Here is a 21300-nt window from a genome sequence, read left to right as displayed (position 1 = left end):
GACAACTTGGCAAAATACAGGTTGTTCAAGGCTGTAGAATGACTTCAACACGGAGCGAACCGCTAAGACCGAAAATCTTAATTTTGCGCACGCGCAGCCGGTTTGACGCGCTTCTTGAGCATCGCGAGGAATGCCCAGCAGACAAAGGACCGTGGCCAGTGACATTCATGCATGAATCCTACGAGGAGTTCGAGGGCGACCCGCGCCCGGCATGGGTTCGCTTCGGCATGCGCCACTGGAGGTGGAGCGCCGTTCCCGTATGCATCCTCCTCTTGGCGCTGATATCTCCGGCAGACAATAGCGCCGAAATGCAGCGACAGATCGCGGCCACGCGAGGCGAACTGGCGTCGACAAAAGCGCAACTGGGCCAAAGCCAGCACGCCGAGCGCAGCGCAAGCGCGCAGGCAAGAGTGCTAGCCAGCACCTCCGCGGAGCAGGCAAAAGCGTTGAATGATGCGACCCAAAGCAACGAAGCCCTCAAACTCGACCTCGAAGCGGCGCAGCGCGTCATCAAGGGCTTGAAAGCAGAAGCTATTTCCTCGAACGAAGCACGTAACGCCAAGGATGCGTCCTTGGCCGAGGCAAATCAATCGCTTGCGAAAGAGCGGCGTAAGGTCGAACAATTCGAGCACGAACTCGCCATGGCCCGCCAGGCCGGCGAGGCCGATGAGAGGCGCGCGGATCTGGCTGCGGCCGAGCGAGCCACCGCCCTAAAGGACCTCCAGTTGGCGGTTGCTGCCGCAAAGCATGCCAACGAAACATTGGACCTGGAACATGCGCGCGCGGTTTCGGCCGCAAGTAATGCCGATGGCGCCCGTCGGGAAAGAGACGCTGCGAAGCAGGCATCTGTCGACTTGAGCGCAGCGTTGGAGCAAGAGCGTCAAAAGCTGACCGACATGTCCGTGTCCCTTACCGCTGCGCGAAAGGCGATCGACCTTGTCAAAGCGCAAAGCGCGCGCCGCACAGCGCAGATGGAGCGCGCACCCAGGACGCGTCCCGCCGCAGCTTCACTTGCCAGCCAGAATGGCCAGCCTGTCCGCCAAACAGGCTTGCAGAACAAAAACAGAGCGAAGGTTCCAAGATCACCGAAACGGGTTCTGGTGGCGACGACGATTAGTCTCCCCGACGCGTTGCTTCCGACTCCGCCTCGATGATGGTGGCCAGGAGTGCATTTGGATTGGCACGAACGCATGCCGCAGGAGGGTCCTGAAATGGGCAAATACCTGGCGGTCGCCTTGACGATCGCTGCCGCCACCGGACCAGCGGCGGCGCTTGATGTCGGTGGTGGCGGCAAAGCCGGCGGCCTTGGCGTTGCCGCTGGAGTGAGCGCAGGATCAAAAGGCATTTCCGCGGGCGTGGGGGCACGTGTCGGCGGCTCGGTCGGCGCAAACGTTGGGGCATCAGCGGGCGCGGGCGGCGTCGGCGTTGGCGCTTCAGTAGGCGCAGGTGGGACAAGCATTGGCGGGTCCGCGAACGCCGGCACCGGGTCAGTCGGCGCGGGCGTTTCGGCTGGTGACGCTCCGGACAACGCAAGCGCGGGCGTTTCGACAAGTACCGGCACGGCAACATCCGACACCGTAGGCACCGCGCCGCCTGACAACCCGCCCGTTTCCTCTGCCAAAAGCGCAAGAACCGCGATCAGCCTACCGTCCATTCTCAAACCTTCCAGCACAGGTGGCGGGGAGTTCGGGCGGTTTAGAGCGGGTTATCCTTTTGCGCCCCTTCTATCGCTGAAAGCGAAGCCCGGCACCCCGCGCAAAATCGTGAGCGCATGCCGCGCGGCGATCATGTCGGCGGCGATGCCGCTTGGCGCTGTGCGCGTAGACGCGGTCAGCGCCGGCCCGATGCGCCAACGCAAAGCCGGTCCGGCGGCGCCGATCGAGGTGCGAATAAACTATGCGCTTCGAGGTGGCATCCGAGTGCGACAAGCGAAAGTCCTATGTCGCCTCGGTGCGACGGGAAAGGTCATCGCTGTAACGTAGCGGCCGGCCGTCATTGGCCTGGACACCGGCGCCAGCTTTACCGAGCCGTGTACAGGGGACCGCTACTTGGCAACGTCACTTGCCAAAACCCGATTTGGGTGCCTGAGATGGGTCGGCGTGATGCCAGTCTGCTGGCGGAAGACGCGGCTGAAATGGCCGGCATTGGGGAAGCCGCAGCGATAGGCGATCTCGCCGATCGCGAGATCGCTGCCCTCCAGCAGCGACTTGGCGTAATGCACCCTCAGCGCCAGATAGGCGGCCATCGGGCCGATGCCGAGCTCGGCGCCGAACAGGCGCTCGAGTTGGCGGCGCGAACAGTTCTGCCTGGCGGCGATTTCGGCGACCGAGAGCGTCTCCTGGAGATTGCTTTCCATCAGGAGCAGCGCCCGCTTCACCGCGCGGCTGGCGGCCGCGGGAAAAAGGTCGCCGACCGGCTGAACGTCGCGGCTGGAGCGGATACGGTCGAGCACCAGGATCTTGGCGGCCTTCTCCGCCGCCTTCTGGCCGATGAATTGCGAGACGAAGTAGCCGGCAAGATCGGCGGCACCCGTACCGCCGGCACAGGTGGCGCGGCCGCGGTCGACGGAATAGAGGCTGTCGGCATGGGCGTTCACATCGGGGAACTCGGCGCGGAAATCCTTGATGTGGAACCAGCTGACCGCGGCACTATAGCCGTCGAGCAGGCCATAACGCGCCAGCACGAAGCTGCCGGTGCAGAGCGCGGTGAGCGGTACGCCCTTTTCGGCCGCGCGCAAAAGGAATGCTTCCTTTTCCGAGCTCAGCTTGCGGCTGGTGTCGAGCAGGCCGCCGACCACCACGACATTGTCGAAATCCTCCGGATTGCCCATCGCCCGCGTCGGCAGCAATTCGACGCCACAGCTGGCGCGGATCGGCAGGCCGCGCTCGCCGACGATCTCCCAATCGAACTCGATCCTGCGGCTGCGGTCACCCTCGTCGCCCGCCAGTCGCAGCGTGTCGATGAACAGCGACAGCGGCGACAAAGTGAAATCGCGCACCAAAAGAAATGCGAACTTCTTGGCCATCTTCCTCCGGGACCGTCCTCGTTCAACCGGACATTATGCGAAAATCGCTGGGCCAGGCCTTCTGAATCCGACCTTCATCCGGTCGAAACATCATCGAGCCGCGACCGCGGGGGCTAGCGCCGCTCGGCGGCCCTGCTCGTCAACGCGATGAGAATGCGCGCCAAGACAATCCCCACCACACCCGCCGCCGCCTTGACGAGGGCATCGACAACCCGCGCATGCCGGCCAGGGTCCAACAGCTGCAGGAACTCGAGGACGCCGGCCACCGCGCAAACGAACAGCACGGTCTGCGTCAAGCGGGACGGAAACCCGATCGCCAGGGTCAGCCCCAGCAGGACGTAAGCCAGCGCGCGTTCCATGTTGGCGTCGCCCAGATGCGGCCGCAACTGTATGGGCGACAACGTTGCGAAGGTGATGAGAGCCAGCAGGGCGAGTGCGGCGAGACGGGAGATGGAGGTCATGTCCGCTCTTACAGGCCGCTGGCTGTGATAACAATATCGCCGGTGCCCAGCCGTGAATTGGTCCGCGCGGGCCCGAAACCGACCTGCTCCGCAAGAGATCGGGAGCGCTGAGGTGTTCAAGCTGCCGATGCGGCTTCCCCGTCTTCGTCAATCACCTGTTCGTCGAGCGGGTGCGCAAGGCCGGGCTGCGCAATGTGTCGTTCGAGCCGGTATGGACATCGGGAACCGCGATTGCTCGAGGGGAATAACAGTTTTGCGGTTTGCGGCGGGAACGGGCAATGACCAACGCCGGCGCCGCGCCTCATCCGCCCTTCGCGCACCTTCTGCCCGCATAGTGACGAGGAGACGGGAGAAGCTGCAACACCTTGGCCCGCCCTCTGGGCGCATCTGGAACAGGGCTCTGGCCCAACCCGGACATGCACGAACGGGATGGCCATTATAACCAGAGGCTTTATAACGGTCGCTGACAAAGCGATCACCAAGGGGAGACGATGCGTTACATACGTCCGCTTTCAATAGAAGACGCCGTTGGCGAGCTCGCCAAGGCGGTAGGCCCGGCCGCGATTTTGGCCGGGGGCAGCGACCTTTTGGTCAGGATGAAGGGCGGCTTCATCGAGCCCGAGCTGATCGTCGACATCAAGGCAATCGGCGGCCTGGCCGACATCACCGAAACGGCCGACGGTTTTCGGATCGGCGCCGCGGTGCCCTGCGCGGTGCTGGGCGAGAACAAGGCGCTCAAGCAGGCATGGCCCGGCGTGGTCGAGGCGGCCAACCTGATCGGCTCCAAGCAGGTGCAGGGACGCTGCACCATCACCGGCAATCTGTGCAATGCCTCGCCCGCCGCCGACAGCGTGCCGGCGCTGGTGGCGGCCGGCGCCAAGGCGGTTGTCGCCGGACCATCGGGCAAGCGCACGATTGCCGTGGAAGCCGTGCCGACCGGACCCGGCCGCACGTCTCTGGCAAAAGGCGAGATCATCGAGGCGATCCTGCTCGACAAGCGGCCTGACCATGCTGGCGACGCCTATCTGCGCTTCATTCCGCGCACCGAAATGGACATCGCGGTGGTTAGCGCGGGCGTCAACCTGACGCTGGATGACAAGGGCGCGATCAAGACCGCCCGCGTGGCGCTGGGTGCCGCGGCGCCGACGGTGCTTCTGGTCGAGGAAGCCGGGCAAGTGCTGATCGGCTCGAAGCTTGACGAAGCGACGCTCCAGCGGCTGGCGAAGATCTGCTCCGGTGCCTGCCGCCCGATCGACGACAAGCGCGGCACCATCGAATTCAGACGGAAAGTTGCGGGCGTGCTGGCACAGAGAGCCGCAACGACCGCTTACAAGCGTGCGGGAGGCAAATAATGGCCGGTGTAGCTGTATCAACGACGATCAACGGCGATGCCGTCGAATATCTGTGCCAGCCCGACGAGACGCTGCTGGACGTGCTGCGCGATCGGCTGGGCCTGACCGGCGCCAAGGAAGGCTGCGGAACCGGCGACTGCGGCGCCTGCAGCGTCATCGTCGACGGAAGACTGGTCTGCTCCTGCCTGGTGCTTGGCGCGGAAGCCGAAGGCCGCAAGGTCGAGACGATCGAAGGCATGGCACATGGCGACCAGTTGCATCCGCTGCAACAGAAATTCCTGGAGCATGCGGCCTTGCAATGCGGCATCTGCACGCCAGGTTTCCTGATTGCGGCGAAGGACCTGCTGGAGAAGAACCCCTCGCCCACCGAGGAGGAAATCCGCTTTGGGCTCGCCGGCAATCTCTGCCGCTGCACCGGCTATGACAAGATCGTGCGCGCCGTCCAGGATGCGGCCAACGTGATGAAGGGAGCCTGATCATGAATTTCGATCCGCGCTACTCCGGACGCAATTTTTCCTCGGTCGGCACGCGGCCGATCCGCCCCGACGGCATCGACAAGGTGACCGGCCGCGCCCGCTACGGCGCCGACTTCAACATGGCCGGCCAGCTGGTGGGCCGGATCCTGCGCAGTCCGCACGCGCATGCGGTGATCAAAAGCATCGACACCTCGAAGGCGGAGAAGCTCGCCGGCGTGAAGGCGGTGATCACGGCGAAGGACCTGCCGGACCTCACCGACGGCGATGCCGCCATGTACGACATCCTCGACAATTCGATGGCGCGCAAGAAGGCCCTCTATGACGGCCATGCGGTGGCCGCGGTTGCGGCGATCGACGCCCGCACCGCCCGCCAAGCGCTGAAGCTGATCGAGGTCGAGTATGAGGTGCTGCCGCATGTCACCGATGTCGATGAGGCCGCGCAGCACCACGCGCCGCTGATCAACGATCAGGTCTTCACCGAGGGCCTCGAGGAAAAGCCCGCAAAACCCTCCAACGTCACCAAGCGCACGCAGTTCGGGCATGGCGATGTCCATAAGGGCTTTGCCCAGGCCGATTTCGTGATCGAGCGCTCGTTCAAGACCGAGCAGACGCATCAGGGCTATATCGAGCCGCATGCCTGCGTGGCGAGCGTCAACCCGGACGGCACGGCGGACCTGTGGGTCTGCACGCAAGGCCATTTCGTCTACCGCCAGCATTGCGCCCAGCTGCTGGGGCTCGAAGCCTCGAAGCTGCGCGTCACCTCCTCCGAGATCGGTGGCGGTTTTGGCGGCAAGACCCATGTCTGGGCCGAGCCGGTGGCGCTTGCCCTGTCGCGCAAGGCCGGCCGGCCGGTAAAACTGGTGATGACCCGCGACGAGGTTTTCCGCGCCTCAGGCCCGACCAGCGCCACTTCGATCGACGTCAAGATCGGCGCGAACAAGGACGGCACCATCACCGCCGCGGAAGCGACGCTGCGCTACAGCTGCGGCCCCTACCCCGGCTCGTGGGCCGAGATCGGCGCGATGACCGCGTTTGCCTGCTACAAGCTCGAGAACGTCAAGACCGTCGGCTACGAAGTGCTGGTCAACCGGCCGAAGACCGCGGCCTATCGCGCGCCCTCGGCGCCGATGGCGGCCTTTGCCGTGGAAAGCGTGGTGGACGAGCTCGCCAAGGAGCTCGGCATGGATGCGGTGGAGTTCCGCATCAAGAACGCCGCGCAGGAAGGCACGCGCTCGTCCTACGGCCCGGTCTACGGGCCGATCGGCATCGGGCCGACGCTGGAAGCGGTCAAGAGCCATCCGCATATGAAGGCGCCGCTGAAAGCCAACCAGGGACGCGGCATGGCCTGCGGCTTCTGGTTCAATTTCGGCGGCCAGACCTGCACGGACCTGAACATCGGCATGGACGGCACGGTGTCCCTGGCCGTGGGCACGGTCGATGTCGGCGGGTCCCGCGCCTCGCTGTCGCTGGTGGCGGCGGAAGAGCTCGGCATCGATTATTCCCAGGTCAAGGCGATCGTCGCCGACACGTCCTCCCTCGGCTACAACGACATGACCGACGGCAGCCGCGGCACCTTCTCCTCCTCGATGGCGACGATCTCGGCTGCGGGCAATGCGATCAAGATCCTGCGCGAGCGCGCGGCGCAGACCTGGGACATCCCGGTGGAGGACGTCGTCTGGGAAAAGGGCCATGCCATCGCCAAGGGCGAGAAATACGGCAACCTCGCGCCGCTGTCGCTGAAGGACATCGCGGCCGCTTCCGGCAAGACCGGCGGGCCGATCGCCGGCCATAGCGAGCTGGTCGCCGATGGCGCCGGCGTATCCTTCGCCACCCATATCTGCGACGTCGAGGTCGACCCCGAGACAGGCTCGACCCGTGTGATCCGCTACACGGTGGTGCAGGATGCCGGCAAGGCGGTGCACCCGACCTATGTCGAGGGCCAGTACCAGGGCGGTGCCGCGCAAGGCATCGGCTGGGCGCTCAACGAGGAGTATATATACGGCAAGGACGGGCGGCTGCAGAACCCGGGCTTCCTCGACTACCGCATCCCGGTCTGCTCCGACCTGCCGATGATCGACACGCAGATCCTGGAAATCCCCAACCCCAACCACCCCTATGGCGTGCGCGGCGTGGGCGAAACCTCGATCGTGCCGCCGCTGGCGGCCATCGCCAATGCGGTGTCGAACGCGGTCGGCGTGCGCATGACCCACATCCCGATGTCGCCGCCGCGCATTCTCGCGGCGCTCGACGCGGAACGGGAAGGCTGAGGTATATCCAAGCTAGGACAGGGTGTGTTGAGATTCAGGTCAGGCCGAGCCGAGAATGATGGCATCCGAGAACCGGAGCAGAGCGTACTTGAAGTACGTGAGCACCGGAAGCGCAGGAAGCCGTCATTCGCAGGCCGGCCTCGCCTGAATATCGACGCACGTTGAGGCGCTGATGGTCGAGGTCACCCTTTGGGGCTCGCTCAGCGCCGTCGCCGGAGGCAAGGCCAAGCACGACATCGAGGCCAAGGACATAAGGGAGCTGTTCCGCAAGCTTGCGGAACAGTATCCCGGCATCGAGCCGTGGATCGACCGCGGGATCGCGGTCGCGATTGATGGCACGATCTACCGCGATACCTGGTCGAAGGAGCTACCGCCGGGGGCGGAGATTTTCCTGCTGCCGAGATTGGCTGGCGGGTAAGCGAACCGGCTGCTGGCCACTAATGCGCCTACAGATATGGCTGGCGACCCTTCCGGCCGCTTGGGGCGGCCCTTATCGTCTAAGCCCGAAAAAGCTCAAGATGGCGAGAATGACAACGACGAGGCCGACGAGATAGATAATGCTGTGCATGGCAGGTCCTCCTGTGGAGGAGCACTCGCTAATGTTCCGCCGGATGACTGTTCCAGGCGTCCTTCGTTCGGAGGGCGATGACTTTAGCATAGGCTGATACAACAATATCAGCCGGCGCCCTGTATCTAGTCCGTGCCCCCGCCGGTCAGGCCCGGCTCGTGGGCAACCCCCGCTTCGAGCCGGGCCGCTCAAGATTGTCGGGCTGGTTATCGGTTTGGCCGGTCTTCGCGGACGACGTTGTAGAGAAGAAGCCCCGCGGTCAAAGACACGACAGCGCCCAGCATGTCGTGGCCGGTCAGCCCCGAATAATACACAAAAGCAAATGCCAATTCGGCCATGGTTCCACCTGGGTGTGCGATCCTTGCTGAGAGAACCCTTAGGGCGCGCTAATGTTCCTATGGTTCGGCGTCGATCCAGAGCATGATCCCGAACCTGGGAACCGGCTTCCGGAGAAGATCATGCTCCAACAAAGAGTTAGATCAGGATGGCGATTCAACGAAAACGTCATCCCGATCCAACGTAGCTCTCCAGGGAGTATGGACGACCATCCGACAGTTACGGTTTGCCGGGGTCCTTGGAGCCGACTATCGCCGCCAAGATCGCCTCGTATGCGCTTCCGACTTCCTCTTCGATCTCCTCCTCGGAGACACCTGCCGCCTTGGCATCGGCGAACAGCTTGGCCGTCAGCTCGGCCACCGAGACGATGTCCGCGCCTACATTGCCGCGCATCACATTATCGGTGATCCATCGGCCAAAGAACTCCGCGCCACGCTCGCTCATTCGCCCTGCTCTTTCAGGAAATGGGCCTCCCGAAGGAGCGAATCCCAGCCGGTTCCGGTTGATTCGATCAGCTCGCCGGCCTGATCCAGGGTGATGCCGGTTTCCCTTGCCAGGCGCCCCGCAAGCAATTCGAAGACAGCCTGGTCGCTCTCTCCCAAGCTGCCTTCGCGATGCTGCAGCGCCTCGAAGATCACTTCAAAAACGCTGTCGAGTTCTTCCTTGATCTCGCTGGCCGGAATGCCTTCGCGCGCGGCCGCCTTCATCATCTCGTCGGCAAGATCGCCCACCGCGAGGGGATACTCCGTCATCACGTTCGGCAGATGCTCCGCCATCCATCGGTCGAAGAAGTCGAGACCGCGCCTGCTCATGTGGCCATAAGCGCGCGAAGAACATTAGGTTCCGCTGATACGGACTGAGGTCCCATTCGCCGGCGCATTGGTCCATCGGGTGAAACCTAAGCCCTGCCATCTCATTAGGGCTGCGCTGACGAGCAATCAGTCCCTTCAATCGTCAGTTGGCTGGATCGCCCGCCACCTGCCCCCAGGTGGCGGGCGTCCGAAGAAGAACAAGGGCTGGGGCAGAGGTGGACAATGTCGATTTCCGAGGAGTTGCGGGACGTGAGTCTTCGCTATGAATGCCCAAATTGCCACCGGCCGATCATCAGGAACGGCTCGTGGTTCAAGGCGGTGAGCACCTTCCATTGCGAGGCCTGCAAGGCCAAGCTCAGGCTTGGCTATTCGGCCAAGCTGGCGCTTTTCGAACGCCACGGCAAGGCGGCGTGACCTATGCGGATGAGTTCCCGCGAACCTTTTCGCAAGGCGCGGCTTCCCTTCCGGGAGCGGCTCGAGGTGGCCGCAAACGACAACGGCGCGCTCCACCACCGCGATCTTTCCAATCTCGTCCCCGCCGATGACGGTCTTGCAAGGATCGCCACGAAAGCCGAGCGGATGGGCATTGCGGCGGCCGTGGGCATAGCGATCAGCCTTTTCATCGGGCCGGTGGTATTCACGTGCCTGATGCTGGGCGTGTGGAACGCGGCCTTGGAGAATAACGGAGACAAGCATGATCGAGACTTCCAGGACCCTGGAAACCAAGGTGGCGGGTTTGCAAGACAGGCTGAGAGAAGCCAACCTCAGCATGGATGACATGTTGGCCTTTCAAAGGGTGGCGGACGTGCTGGACAATGGCCATGGCGGCATCGACGTCGACGATTTGATCGCGCTTTCCTTTGTGGTGCCGGAGGAAGGTTGAGGGCCGGAAGGGTCTGCCTTAGCTTGCCGACATCACCCGCTGTGGCGCGCTCGGCGCCGTCGCCTGGGCAAAGCCAGGGACCATATCGAGGCAGAGACCCTGTTACGCTGCTGCTGCCAATGCAGCCCTCAGCCGCTATTCGTCGCGCCAAATGACACGCCTTTCCCATCGTTTCCTTCAGGCGCCGAAAACAGATGGTCACAAGCTCCTGCCCATAGGCATGAAAGAGTTCGGCGGACATCCACTCCCGCTTGCCGCAGACCTGACAACGTGCCTTTTCTCGCACCTGCTCGATGGCGACATTGCCGATCACCTCGCGCAACTCCATCGGTTTGTAGTGGCGTGTGATATGGCAATGGCCGCAGGAGATGCGCGCGATTTGCCGCTGGCTACGAACCAGACGGACAAGACCCTGCTTGCCGGATCGTACTCGGTTTTCCTGATCGAGGTGATGGCATGGCACACCCGCTGGTTTGCAACCCAAACGATCGCAACGAGGATTTTGTTGCGGCGCAAGATCGCGGGCTGGCGCGCAACTAGAGACTTCCGGAGAGCTGCTGAAACGCTGCACCTAAGGGTGCGAAGTCATCACCCTTGGGCAGGACTACTTTTTCAGCAAAAGCGCTTCGCGCACCAGCGACGGCAGATTGCCCACGCCGAGCAAGTCAATAAGTTCATGGGCCTGTGTATGGGTGATGCCAGTTCTGTCTACAAGCCAGTTGGCTTGCTTTTCCTTAGCAGTCTGGAACTCGCGGCCGCTCTCGCTGGACATGGCTTTCCTCCCGTCGGGGCGAAAGCCTGATCGTCTCTTCCAAGCGTCCGTTGCCAAGGATATATGCGCGGGCGACCAGATGAGCCTACGCCCTAACCAGACCCATGGCTAGGCTTCATGAATCCTCGTGGATGATGGCAGCCGAGCTCGGCAGTCAGTGGCCGTGGATAGTAACCGCCTATTCACTTACGCCTGGCGTGCCCTGCGCACACTGCCTCCTAGTGCATGAAAACCTACCAGGTCGAAGAGGTGGCCGGCGAAACGCCCGTTTCCCGCCACATCGTTATAGCCAACACGCCGTGGGAAGCGGCGATCGGAACCAAGAAAGAGGTCAGGCGCGCAGAGATGAACGGCTATGGATGCGCGTCACTGAGGAAAGCAACCGCGCGGTGTATAAGTACGCGTTCAAATAGACCTGTGGATAGTAGCCGCCTGTTCACCATGTCGAGGCATCCTAATTGAAGCTGCCCCCAACGCATCTAATTTCCCCCTGCGTCGTTTGAGACGCGCCCCGCCCAAAACTGGCGGCCGATGCTTTTATGTACAGACCCCGAATCCAGGTATGCGTCGGCCGCCGTCCTTTTTTCAACGGATGCAGCCATCAATGACTGCCAAGCCGGCCACCGGCGTGATCGTTGTGCCTCCTCGCTTGTGCGTGGTCACGCCCAAGCTCGTTGACGATCTGGCCGAGGATCTTCGCGCAGCGCTGCCCGGCTACCGGTTTCAAATCGTGCCGGACTACATAGGCCGGCAGAGCCATGAATTCTTCGTCGTGCCGGATGGCGAGATGCCGGATGAAGCGATCGAAGCGCTGGAGGCGGTTCTGGCTCGATACGGTGACAACAACGCCACGGTGCGTGGTCCCTCCTGTGCCGCTTGGCTCAAGATTCCAGAGGGCTTCCGTGCTCGCCGGTTGAGAGCCACCTGTAATCTTAGCGCGGCGAGCAAAATTGTCACAGGAATGGATGAATCCGCATGGCCCATGCGGCACAACAAATGTTAATGCCGATTGTTCCTGGCTAGAAGAGCCAATACGGGCGGACGGTTAACGTGAGCTCAGGGGCGATGAAGATGCGGCACAACGGTTCTGCCACACCGGAACAGCTTGCGATACTCACGGAAGCGCTTCAGCAACTTGGAGTCGATCTACCCTTGGACAGCCCCGAGCGCGAGACCTTGGCGACAGAGATCATGACGCTGTTTGAGAACGGAATCGAGACGCTGGACGGGATAAAGGCAGCGCTCTCAAAACGACAAAAAAGCCCGCCAGCCGGAGCCAGCGGGCCTTTGATTCTCGGATGAAATCAGGCCGGCGGCGGTGCCGACGGGGTAGCGACGATTGCGGAAAGCTTAGCTTTCCGAACCAGTGTGGGCTTTTTGTAGGTCTTCTTCATGGGTACCCCGGTTGCTCCTCAAACGAGGAGAAACTCGCCCGCGCTATTGCTGGTTGTCAAGTCGGAAGCATTCCTAAGGCAACAAAGCCGTTCCCTGAGAGTTGTTCTCCTGTTCAGCAGGCTACAGCAGCATGCCCATCTACTACTTCCACGTCGACAACGGCACATTCATCCCAGACAACGAAGGCGTCGATCTTCCGGATTTGGATGCCGCGCGGCAAGAGGCCGTGCGCGCAGCCGGCGAGATGATAAACGAGAGCAAGCAGTCCTTCTGGGAGCATATGACGCCTTGGATCATGAACGTGACAGACGGCCAAAATCGTCTCCTGTTCACGCTTAAATTCGCGGCAAAAGTCCCTTCAGGGGACGCTCTGTACATTCCGCGCAGGGCGTCTGAGCGAGGCTAGGACGGAATGTCAGAAATATCTGAGAGTGCTCCTAGTCCTCGCTCTCGTCTGAGAGTCGGGGACATCAATGCAAAGAAGTCCGTATGACGAACTTTGGGTTAGCGTTTGATTTCCCTGTGGTTGCAAGGCATCATGGCAGCCAAGCCCTGCGGAGTGCACCTCACACCCCCAGTGTAGGCTCGGTATTCACCTCCAGCGCCTCTTCGGCCACATCCTCCTCCCCCAGCACTTCCCCATGCACGCCGAGGGCCCGGCCGATCCAGATCGGGTCGATCAGGTGGTCGCGCTTGGCGTTGGTGGTGTTGGGGTGGATGAGGATGCTCAGGCCCCCATGGTTCAGCATCAGCCAGGGGACCAGCGTGGCGAAGATCTCGGTGGCGAAGGAGACCTGGTACATGGCCTGCTCATGCGGGCCGACCGGCTCGTCGCGCCAGTTGCCGAGGCGCACGCGAAAGCGCTCGGCGATGCGCTCGCGCAGCCATTCGGCCTGCCGGCGCTCGTCCTCATCGCCGTAATAGATGTGGGCGTGATAGCTGGCGATCTCCGAAAGCGGCCTGACTTCGCTCATTTCGACGCTTCCCTTCGATGATCGCGCGCCGGCCTAGTCTAGCCGAAGCACGGTCGCCTTGTCTGCAGTCGCGTTCCGGCGGCGCTCAGAAGCGCCTTCTGTTCGCCCCGGAGCGCCGCCCTACCCTTTGCCGCCATTCACGCCGCTGCCCCACAGCGCGCGCTGGATCAAGCCGCGTTTCTTCTTGCGCGACACAAGCTCCACATCGCTCACCAGCCGCGCCCCGCCCTCGCGCCTCTCCAGCGTGATCTTTCGCGTGTGGAACGCTTCCAGCTCGGCGCGGTGGGCGACGCTGATGATGGTGACCCTCGGCAGTACCTGGATCACCGTCTGCATCATCTTGTCCTGGCTCTTCTCGTCCAGCGCCGAAGTCGCCTCGTCGAGCACGACGATGTCGGGCGCATGCAGCAACAGGCGGGCAAAGGCCAGGCGCTGTTTTTCGCCGCCGGACAGCGTCTGGTCCCAGGGCGCCTCCTCCTCCAGCCGGTCCTTCAAATAGCCGAGGCCGACCTTGTCGAGGGCGGCGTCAATCTCTTTCGTCTTCCAATTGTCGGCGGCAGCGGGATAGGCGCTGGCGCGGCGCAGCGTGCCGGACGGGATATAGGGGCGCTGCGGCAGCATGAAGAGGCGCTTGCCCGGGTGAAAATCGACGCTGCCGCTGCCCCAGGGCCACAGGCCGGCGATGGCGCGCACCAGCGTCGACTTGCCGGTGCCGGATTCGCCCGAGACCAGCACGCGCTCGCCGGGCTGGATCTCCACCTCGGTCTCCTTCACAACCGAGGTGCCGTCGTCGAGCGTCACGCAAAGATTCCTGAGGCTGAGCATGGCGCCGTCCTCGGTCTCGCCGCGCTGGATGCGGCCGAGCCGGTCGTTCTTCTCAGCGCGCTCCAGCCCGTCGAGCGACATCATCAGCGAGGCAATGCGGTGGGCCGACGCATTCCAGTCGGCGAGCCGCGGATAATTGTCGACCAGCCAGCCAAAGGCGCCCTGCACGATGGCGAAGGCGGAGGCCGCCTGCATCACCTGTCCAAGGCTCATCGAGCCGTCGAGGAATTTCGGCGCGCATAGCAGCACCGGCACGACCGGTGCGAACAGGCTGGATCCTTGCGAGACCAGTGCCGTGCGCATGTGCTGGCCGGTCAGCCGCGCCCAGCGGCCGAGCACGCCGGCGAAGGTGCGGTCAATTCCGGCATTCTCCTCTTCCTCGCCGCCCAGCAGCGCGATGCTTTCGCCGTTCTCGCGCACGCGCGTCAGCACGTAGCGGAACTCGGCCTCGGCCTGGTTCTTGTCCTCGGAAAGCTGGACGAAGCGGCGGCCGATGGCGAACATCGAGGTCGAGGTGATCGCGGCATAGATGACCGCGGTGACGACGAGGAAGCCGGGCACGGTGATGGTGGAACCGTCCAGCGAAAAGCTCAGCGCGCCGCCGATGGTCCACAAGACGACGATGAAGGTCGAGGCCGACAGGAAGGCGTTGAGGACGCCGGCGACGAAATCGACGGGCGATTCAGTCGCGATGCGCAGATCCTCGGTCAGGCGGGCCTCGGGGTTTGCGTGGTCGCCCTTGACGAGGTTGAGCTGGTAGTAGCGGCCGCTGGCCAGCCAGCGCTGGATGACCGCCGTGGTCAGCCAGGAGCGCCAGCGTCGCTGCATGGTCATGCGCAGATAGACCTGGGCGACGACAAGGCTGATGCTGCCGGCGACCAGCGGCAGGAAGATGGCGCTCAACCAATAGACGGTATGGGCGTCGCGCTGCTCGATGGCGTCGAAGATCGCGCGGTTCCAGCGGTTGATGCCATATTGAAATCCGACATTGACGCAGATCAGCGTGAACAGCCCGATCGTCAGCGGCCAGGCGAGCCTGTCGCCATGCAAACCCCAATAGCCGCGCCCGCTGATCCAGAAGCGCCGCAGCAGATATTTCTTGCGCGCCCGCTCGGCCTCTTCGGGCGAAAGCGCGGGACCGGGCTCGATCGCCTCCGGCGGCGGCGATCCGGCATGGCCGATGGCCTCCGGCGCAGCATCGGTGGGCTGCTTTTCGGGCGCGTTCTTGTCGATCAAAGCCCTCTTTCGCTGGGCCTTTTCGTCTCTCGGCTTGTCTTCTTGCGCCCTGTCTTCTAGCGCCTTGTCCGGGCGTTGCTTGGGCGCGCCGCGCGGTTTCGACTGGCGCGTCTTCTCATGGCGCGCCTTCGCCGGAGGCGGCTTGCTTGCGCCGCGCTGCGTGGCGCTGTCAGCCGGTCTCGGTTTGCGCTTGGCCGGGGGCATCGCGCCACAACGGCCCAAAAATCAAAAAGTTTCATGCTGGGGGCGCCCTTCGCGGCTACCCGTCCTTCCGACGCCGGTCGCCCGCTGGGTCAATGAATGCCCTTGCCGGTGGTCGATCAGGCGGCGTTGCCGCTCTGAGGCGTGCGCCGCGGCTCGAAAAGGGCTTCGGTGGCGGAACTAGCGTCGAAGGCGAGCGCATCGCGCATGGGGAGCGCGGCCGAGAAAAGATAGCCCTGCCCAATCACGCAGCCCAGCGAGCGCAGGATCATGCGGTCGGCGTCGGTCTCGACGCCCTCGGCCATTACCTCGATACCCAGCGTCCGGCCGAGGCCGATCACCGCCCCGACCAAGGCCTGGTCCTCGACGGATTTCGCCAAGTTGCGCACGAAGTCCTTGTCGATCTTGATCTTGCGGATGCGGCTGTCCTTGAGTGAAACCAGGGTCGAGAAGCCGGTGCCGAAATCGTCGAGCACGATCGATATGCCCGCATCCGCCAGGCGCCCGACCTTTTCGTCGACCCTGTCGCGGTCCACCGGCGACTCCTCGGTGATCTCGATCTCGAGCATCGCGGCAGGCACATGCTTGGCCTTCAGGCCGTCGAGGATCATGTCGTCGACATTGCCGGCCTCGAGCTCGCGCGGCGAGAGGTTCATCGCGACGCGGACATCTTTACGCCCGTGCTTCACCAGCTCGCCGACCATGGCGCAGCAATTGAGGAAGACCGTCTCGGTCAGAAGCGAAAGCAGGCCGGTTTCGCGCGCGGCGGTGACGATCTCGGGCGGCGAGATGGCGCCATGGACACCGTGATGCCAGCGCAGCAGCGCCTCGAAACCAACGACCGCGTTGGTGTCGAGCCGCACCAGCGGCTGGAACCAGGAGCAGAGGGCGCCGGCTTCGATGGCGCCGCGCAGGTCGCGCTCGATGCAGTTCTTGCGTTCAAGCGCGGCGTCCAGACCGGCGTTGAAGAGACAATATTCGTTCCTGCCGCCGCGCTTGGCCGCGTAGAGCGCGAAATCCGCCTTGAGCAGCATCTCCGTCAATCGCGGCTTTTCCGATTGGTAGATGCCGATCGAGGCGCCGACGCGCACCGAATTCAACTGCGGATCCGGATTGGCGATGGCCGCGATGATGGCGGATGCAAGCTCGCCGGCCGCTTGCTGCGACCTGCCGGCGGAGAAAAGCAGCACGAACTCGTCGCCGCCGATGCGGGCGATCGTGGCACCTTGCGGGGCGTGGTCCTCGATCCGGCGCGCCACCTTGACCAAAAGGTCGTCGCCGATGTTGTGGCCATAGGTGTCGTTGACGGATTTGAAGCCGTCGAGGTCGATCAGCATGGCCACGAACGGGCCGTCGGAGAGCCCTAGCTTGGCGATCGCCTGCTCCAGCCCATAGCGGTTGAGCAGATTCGTCAGCGGGTCGCGCCTGGAATTGCGCTCCATCTCGGAGGCGAATTCGCGCGCCTCGTATTTGAGACGGCTCGTCTCGCGGAAGCGAGACTGCCCGAGCAGCGCACTCCTGATCATGCCGCCAAAGAAAAGCAGGATGGTGAAGGCGAGCACGTCATTTTCAATGCCGCCCTTGGCAAGCACGCAGCCGGCGGCGGTGAGGAGCGGCAGGGTGATGAAATTGATCGAAGCCGGCGCATAGCAGGTCCCGTAGGTGACCGAACCGGCCGAAATGCCGGCAAGCACGATGAGATAGAGCGGCGCCTGGCTGGTCGTGTATCCGTCGCTCAGCAGCGCCAGAAACGACCAGGCGACGCCCGAGGCAAGCGCCATCCGGCCATAAAGGGAAAGCCGGGCGTCCACCGCCCCCTGCCTGTTGTCGGCGGCTTCCGATTGGGCCACGGCAAGCACCACGCGCGCGCCGTTGATCAGCGCGATCGCCACGAACCACAGCACCGCGGCAAGGCCACCGCCGGACAAGAGCTGCACCGCCAGGATCAGCGCCGAGAGCACCGTACCGATGGGCATCGAGATGAAGACGCCCTTGCTCAGATCGGCAAGCTGGTCGCGCAGGATGCCGGCTTCCACGGCTTCGCTCCTTTCCTCGGAAGAGGGACCCGCCACCAGCCGCTCGTCATGCCTTTCCATGTCTCTAATGGGTAGGCGAGCGGAATGAAAATCGTGTTAAGGATTCCAGCGGTTTACGGCGCATTTCTCCCTTGAGTCTGGCCTATGCCGGGAGCTGGGAGAAAACCTTGCGGCGGCTCCGTATCGGGACGGGACCATCGGGCAACGGTTCTGAACATTTGCGGGGCGTTACGGGTGGACCGGACGAGCGTCGGCTTTCGTCCGATCAGCCGCGACCTGCCGCAGGTGAAGGTGGGGAGATAGCGGTATTGATTTTGCGGGGGCCGATGGCCTATCCGAATTGATCGCCATGGCACGGCGCGAGAAAAAACCTATCGTGCTTGTGTGACCGGAAAAGCCCAATCGGAGTCTCAGTCCATGACCCTGAGCAATCGAGACATCGTCGAACTCACCGAATGGCGGCGCAAGCTGCACCGGCAGCCGGAAATCTCGAATGAGGAGGAAAAGACCGCGAAAGAGGTGGTGAATTTCCTCGCCGATACCGGGCCGGACAAGGTGCTGACAGGGCTCGGCGGTCACGGCGTGGCGGCGGTCTATGACAGCGGACAGGCTGGACCGACGGTGCTGTTCCGCTCGGAGCTCGACGCGCTGCCGATCGAGGAGCTTTCGGGCGTCGAGCATGCCTCTGAGGTGCCGGGCAAGTCGCATATGTGCGGTCATGACGGACACACCGCGATCCTGGCCGCTCTCGGCCGCCAGTTCGGGCGTGACAGGCCGGCGCGCGGGCGCGTCGTCCTGATGTTCCAGCCGGCCGAGGAAACCGGCAACGGCGCGGCCGGGGTCGTCGCCGATCCGCGCTTTGCCGAGATCCAGCCGGACTTCGCGTTTTCGCTGCACAATCTGCCGGGCGTGCCGTTCGGCGAAGTGCGGCTGAAAGCCGGCACCGTCAACTGCGCCTCGCGCGGCATGCGCATCGTGCTCGAAGGCAAGACCGCGCATTCCTCGATGCCGGAGACAGGCGTATCGCCGATGCCGGCGGTGAGCGAACTGATGCCGGCGCTGCCCGCGCTCGGGCGCGGCACCTTCACTGATGAGGATTTCGGCATGGTGACCGTGACCCATTGCGCGATGGGCGAAGCCGTGTTCGGCATCGCGCCCGGCTATGCGGAAGTGTGGGCGACGCTGCGCACCCGCCGCGACGAGCGCATGGCCGAGCAGGTCGCCGCCGCGGAGGCGCTCGCCGCAAAGATCGCCGCGAAGCACGGCCTCGCGGTGCGCTTCGACTATCACGAAATCTTCGTCGCCAGCGTCAATGCGCCGGACGCGGTCGAGCATCTCAACCGCGCGCTCGACGAGGAAGGTGTTGCGCGCAGCGAGGAGGCGCTGCCGATGCGCGCCTCGGAGGATTTCGGCGTTTTCGGCCACAATGCGATGTCGGCGATGTTCTTCCTTGGGGCCGGCGAAAAGCACCCTTCCCTGCACAACCCCGATTATGACTTTCCCGACGACCTGATCCCGATCGGTTCGCGGATCTTCATGCGCACCGCGCGCAACCTGCTTGGATGACAGAACACCAGCCATAGCCTCTCCGGTGACGTCTACACCATGCCAGTTGACACTCGTTGTGCTTCAGATTTCTTCGCGCGCGACGCCCTCGCGGTGGCACGCGCGCTGATCGGCGCCAGGCTTGGGCTCGGCGGTGTCGGCGGCATCATCGTCGAGACCGAGGCGTACCGGCCCGACGATCCCGCATCGCACAGTTTTCGCGGCCGCACGCCGCGCAACGCGCCGATGTTTGGCGCGCCGGGCGACGCCTACGTCTATCGTTCCTATGGGCTGCATTGGTGCCTGAACGCGGTGTGCCTGCCGGGCAGCGCGGTGCTGATCCGGGCGATCCAGCCGCAATCCGGCATCGGCAAGATGCGCGAGCGGCGCGGCACCGACAACGACCGGCTGCTCTGCTCCGGTCCCGGCAAGCTTTGCCAGGCGCTCGGCGTCGACGCCTCGCATAACGGGCTCTCGCTCACCGCGCCGCCCTTCGAATTCACCCATTCCGATGCGGATGCGGCCGCGATCCTCGTCGGCCGCCGGATCGGCCTCACCAAGGGCGTGGAAGCCGAGTGGCGCTTCGGCCTCGCCGGGTCGGCCTATCTCAGCCGCAGGTTTTGAGCCGCAACCTTATCCGTTCCCTGTCCCTGTTACGGATCATTCGCGGTCAGCGCGCGTTTGAAGGCAGATGACGGAGGATCAGACAATGGCGACCGACAAATACGAACGGATCAAGCGCCGCGCCTATGAGATCTGGCAACGCAGCGGCGAAGCGAATGGCCAGGACGAGGAGCACTGGCATCAGGCTCGTGAGGAAATTGAGCGCGAAGACAACGGCTTGGGCGAACAGCCGGGTGCTGCGATGCCCGGCGCGGTCACGATACCGGCCGGCCAGCCGGACCCGGTGGCGGCCGAGGCGCTTGCGCGCAAGGCCTTAGAAAATCGCCCGGCCGATGACGATCCGGCGCCGAAGAAGCGCAGCCGGCGCAAAGGCTGACCCGGCCATGGTTAAAAATGTCGAACAGGCATTGGACGACGCGTTGCTCGCCATGCGCATGCTGCGCAAATCGATCGCCGATCACGGTCATCTGGAAGCGATGGCCGATCTGGATGCCGTGATGGAAACCGCGATTGCCGCGGCGGAGCAAAAACGCACCGACATCGAGCGGGGAAAGTCGACGTGAGCAGCGATGCGGCCGCGGCTCTCGGCGGACGGATCGTCCGGTCTCAGCCGCAGCCTCAAACTCCCCTGCTGTCGAAGAGGAAAATCTGGACTCCGGATTCATCGGGCGCATACAGCCGGCGGTCGACCCCGGCCGCCTTTCCCTGCGGGCTTGCGAAACCCCTCTTCATCGCTTCGAGATCGTCAAAATAAAGCGTCCCGATCAGGTAGATGTCGGGTGGTCCGGCCACCACCGTTATCGGCCCCTGGCTGACCTCGTATTTCCTCAGACCCGGTATCTTCTTGGCCAGCGGTATGTGCGTCTCGAAATAATGCTTTTCGAACGCTTCCGCATCAGCCGGCTGCTTGTAGATCACGACCATTCCAGCCATAGCGGTTCTCCTTTTTCGCGGCGGATAAAGCAAAGACGAAACCGCGGATGGAAACGGAACGGGACGTTGAAAAAGAGTTAGGAAGCGCAGACGGACGACGATGGCGGCTGTCCCGCCCTGCCCGTTGCTTTTCGCCGCTCTCTCGCTTGTGCGAAGCGGCGTTCTATGTTCTCTCCGCCTTAAATTAGCAGGGACTCAAGGATGAGAATTGCGGTGATCGTCGCGCTGAGCGCGGTAGTGGCGGGATGCGTGTCCTCTCCCGTCGACTATGGCGCTTCGCTGTCGAAGCAGGATCCGAAATGGGCATCGCCGCAATGCCAGCAGGTCCGTACTGCCGCCGCTGACTATGCCCAGCGCGAGAAGGACCATCCCGGCTGGGGATTCGGGGTTCTGCTTGGGCCTTACAGCATGGGAATGGTTGCGGCGGTGAAGGAGCATGAGCAGCAACGGCGGCGGCTTCTCGCTCGCCAGATGCATCTGCAGTGCTCAAGCCGGCCGCTGCCGAAGGAGCTCGATTTCGATCCGGCAACCTACGCGCCGAAGAAAACGCAGTATCCTTAGGCGGGCGACCGCGCGTCC

The 21300-nt window shown here is 63.5% G+C and carries 25 protein-coding genes; 16 read left to right on the top strand and 9 right to left on the bottom strand.

Features of this window, described 5'->3' with window-relative positions; genetic code table 11:
• Window positions 1-167: 167 nt before the first annotated feature.
• The gene (locus LB553_RS11865) at window positions 168-1154 is read left to right on the top strand and encodes a hypothetical protein (protein WP_224513368.1); all 987 of its coding nucleotides are present in this window, start codon (window positions 168-170) and stop codon (window positions 1152-1154) included.
• An 890-nt stretch (window positions 1155-2044) separates the two neighbouring features.
• On the opposite strand, the gene LB553_RS11855 is transcribed toward LB553_RS11865, so the two are convergent.
• Together LB553_RS11855 and LB553_RS11850 are read right to left on the bottom strand one after the other, a co-directional pair.
• The gene (locus tag LB553_RS11855) at window positions 2045-3025 is read right to left on the bottom strand and encodes a GlxA family transcriptional regulator (RefSeq protein ID WP_224513366.1); all 981 of its coding nucleotides are present in this window, start codon (window positions 3023-3025) and stop codon (window positions 2045-2047) included.
• A gap of 113 nt (window positions 3026-3138) precedes the next feature.
• Window positions 3139-3486 carry a VanZ family protein gene (locus tag LB553_RS11850; protein ID WP_224513365.1) on the bottom strand — a complete coding sequence of 116 codons (348 nt, stop codon included), beginning with the start codon at window positions 3484-3486 and terminating at the stop codon, window positions 3139-3141.
• 491 nt (window positions 3487-3977) lie between these two features.
• On the opposite strand from LB553_RS11850, the gene LB553_RS11845 reads away from it, so the two are divergent.
• The 4 genes from LB553_RS11845 to LB553_RS11830 all read left to right on the top strand — a co-directional run bounded on the left by LB553_RS11845 (window position 3978) and on the right by LB553_RS11830 (window position 7999).
• On the top strand, window positions 3978-4838 hold the full coding sequence (locus LB553_RS11845) for an FAD binding domain-containing protein (protein ID WP_224513364.1): 861 nt from the start codon (window positions 3978-3980) through the stop codon (window positions 4836-4838).
• Window positions 4838-5314 (top strand): (2Fe-2S)-binding protein, encoded by a 477-nt coding sequence (locus LB553_RS11840; protein ID WP_224513363.1) that lies wholly within the window; start codon window positions 4838-4840, stop codon window positions 5312-5314. The genes LB553_RS11845 and LB553_RS11840 overlap by 1 nt, the downstream gene beginning before the upstream one ends.
• Before the next feature lie 2 nt (window positions 5315-5316).
• Window positions 5317-7581 (top strand): xanthine dehydrogenase family protein molybdopterin-binding subunit, encoded by a 2265-nt coding sequence (locus LB553_RS11835; RefSeq protein WP_224513362.1) that lies wholly within the window; start codon window positions 5317-5319, stop codon window positions 7579-7581.
• Between the two features lie 172 nt (window positions 7582-7753).
• A complete protein-coding gene (locus LB553_RS11830; RefSeq protein ID WP_224513361.1) occupies window positions 7754-7999 on the top strand; it encodes a MoaD/ThiS family protein in 246 nt (81 codons plus the stop codon).
• 356 nt (window positions 8000-8355) lie between these two features.
• Here the strand turns inward: LB553_RS11830 and LB553_RS30510 are convergent, their stop codons facing one another.
• From LB553_RS30510 to LB553_RS11820, 3 genes are all read right to left on the bottom strand, one after another.
• A complete protein-coding gene (locus tag LB553_RS30510; protein WP_263484016.1) occupies window positions 8356-8487 on the bottom strand; it encodes a hypothetical protein in 132 nt (43 codons plus the stop codon).
• A gap of 217 nt (window positions 8488-8704) precedes the next feature.
• Window positions 8705-8929: a hypothetical protein gene (locus LB553_RS11825; protein ID WP_224513360.1), complete on the bottom strand. Its 225-nt coding sequence runs from the start codon at window positions 8927-8929 to the stop codon at window positions 8705-8707.
• Window positions 8926-9261, bottom strand: coding sequence for a hypothetical protein (locus LB553_RS11820; protein WP_224513358.1), 336 nt, complete (start codon window positions 9259-9261; stop codon window positions 8926-8928). The genes LB553_RS11825 and LB553_RS11820 overlap by 4 nt, the downstream gene beginning before the upstream one ends.
• A gap of 285 nt (window positions 9262-9546) precedes the next feature.
• Between LB553_RS11820 and LB553_RS11815 the strand changes: the two genes are divergently transcribed.
• From LB553_RS11815 to LB553_RS11790, 6 genes are all read left to right on the top strand, one after another.
• Window positions 9547-9711 (top strand): hypothetical protein, encoded by a 165-nt coding sequence (locus LB553_RS11815; protein ID WP_224513357.1) that lies wholly within the window; start codon window positions 9547-9549, stop codon window positions 9709-9711.
• Between the two features lie 280 nt (window positions 9712-9991).
• Window positions 9992-10180, top strand: a complete 189-nt coding sequence (locus LB553_RS11810; protein ID WP_224513355.1) for a hypothetical protein — start codon at window positions 9992-9994, stop codon at window positions 10178-10180.
• A gap of 151 nt (window positions 10181-10331) precedes the next feature.
• The gene (locus tag LB553_RS11805) at window positions 10332-10982 is read left to right on the top strand and encodes a hypothetical protein (protein ID WP_224513354.1); all 651 of its coding nucleotides are present in this window, start codon (window positions 10332-10334) and stop codon (window positions 10980-10982) included.
• 574 nt (window positions 10983-11556) lie between these two features.
• Window positions 11557-11955 (top strand): hypothetical protein, encoded by a 399-nt coding sequence (locus LB553_RS11800; protein ID WP_224513352.1) that lies wholly within the window; start codon window positions 11557-11559, stop codon window positions 11953-11955.
• A 62-nt stretch (window positions 11956-12017) separates the two neighbouring features.
• Window positions 12018-12254: a hypothetical protein gene (locus LB553_RS11795; RefSeq protein ID WP_224513349.1), complete on the top strand. Its 237-nt coding sequence runs from the start codon at window positions 12018-12020 to the stop codon at window positions 12252-12254.
• 223 nt (window positions 12255-12477) lie between these two features.
• On the top strand, window positions 12478-12753 hold the full coding sequence (locus LB553_RS11790; RefSeq protein WP_224513347.1) for a DUF6894 family protein: 276 nt from the start codon (window positions 12478-12480) through the stop codon (window positions 12751-12753).
• 160 nt (window positions 12754-12913) lie between these two features.
• Here LB553_RS11790 and LB553_RS11785 read toward each other — a convergent pair whose 3' ends face one another.
• From LB553_RS11785 to LB553_RS11775, 3 genes are all read right to left on the bottom strand, one after another.
• Window positions 12914-13321, bottom strand: a complete 408-nt coding sequence (locus LB553_RS11785) for a DOPA 4,5-dioxygenase family protein (RefSeq protein WP_224513345.1) — start codon at window positions 13319-13321, stop codon at window positions 12914-12916.
• 120 nt (window positions 13322-13441) lie between these two features.
• Window positions 13442-15586 carry an ABC transporter ATP-binding protein/permease gene (locus tag LB553_RS11780; RefSeq protein ID WP_224513343.1) on the bottom strand — a complete coding sequence of 715 codons (2145 nt, stop codon included), beginning with the start codon at window positions 15584-15586 and terminating at the stop codon, window positions 13442-13444.
• A 116-nt stretch (window positions 15587-15702) separates the two neighbouring features.
• Window positions 15703-17679: a putative bifunctional diguanylate cyclase/phosphodiesterase gene (locus LB553_RS11775; protein WP_224513341.1), complete on the bottom strand. Its 1977-nt coding sequence runs from the start codon at window positions 17677-17679 to the stop codon at window positions 15703-15705.
• Window positions 17680-18036: 357 nt separating this feature from the next.
• Here LB553_RS11775 and LB553_RS11770 point away from each other — a divergent pair, with 357 nt between their 5' ends.
• The 4 genes from LB553_RS11770 to LB553_RS11755 all read left to right on the top strand — a co-directional run bounded on the left by LB553_RS11770 (window position 18037) and on the right by LB553_RS11755 (window position 20351).
• Window positions 18037-19185: an amidohydrolase gene (locus tag LB553_RS11770; protein ID WP_224513339.1), complete on the top strand. Its 1149-nt coding sequence runs from the start codon at window positions 18037-18039 to the stop codon at window positions 19183-19185.
• A 39-nt stretch (window positions 19186-19224) separates the two neighbouring features.
• A complete protein-coding gene (locus LB553_RS11765; protein ID WP_224513336.1) occupies window positions 19225-19788 on the top strand; it encodes a DNA-3-methyladenine glycosylase in 564 nt (187 codons plus the stop codon).
• Between the two features lie 85 nt (window positions 19789-19873).
• Entirely contained in the window at window positions 19874-20164 is a 291-nt protein-coding gene (locus LB553_RS11760) for a DUF2934 domain-containing protein (protein ID WP_224513334.1), read from the top strand.
• Window positions 20121-20351 (top strand): hypothetical protein, encoded by a 231-nt coding sequence (locus LB553_RS11755; RefSeq protein ID WP_224513332.1) that lies wholly within the window; start codon window positions 20121-20123, stop codon window positions 20349-20351. Before LB553_RS11760 ends, LB553_RS11755 begins: the two co-directional genes overlap by 44 nt.
• A gap of 55 nt (window positions 20352-20406) precedes the next feature.
• On the opposite strand, the gene LB553_RS11750 is transcribed toward LB553_RS11755, so the two are convergent.
• Complete coding sequence (locus LB553_RS11750; RefSeq protein WP_224513330.1) at window positions 20407-20721, bottom strand: EthD family reductase; 315 nt, start codon at window positions 20719-20721, stop codon at window positions 20407-20409.
• Window positions 20722-20922: 201 nt separating this feature from the next.
• Here LB553_RS11750 and LB553_RS11745 point away from each other — a divergent pair, with 201 nt between their 5' ends.
• Complete coding sequence (locus LB553_RS11745) at window positions 20923-21282, top strand: hypothetical protein (RefSeq protein ID WP_224513327.1); 360 nt, start codon at window positions 20923-20925, stop codon at window positions 21280-21282.
• Window positions 21283-21300 lie beyond the last annotated feature (18 nt).

The sequence above is a fragment of the Mesorhizobium sp. CA8 genome (assembly GCF_020164955.1).
In the GTDB taxonomy this organism is placed as follows: Bacteria; Pseudomonadota; Alphaproteobacteria; order Rhizobiales; family Rhizobiaceae; genus Mesorhizobium.
Note: the sequence above shows the minus strand (reverse complement) of the source record. Positions and strands in the feature narration are given on the sequence as shown.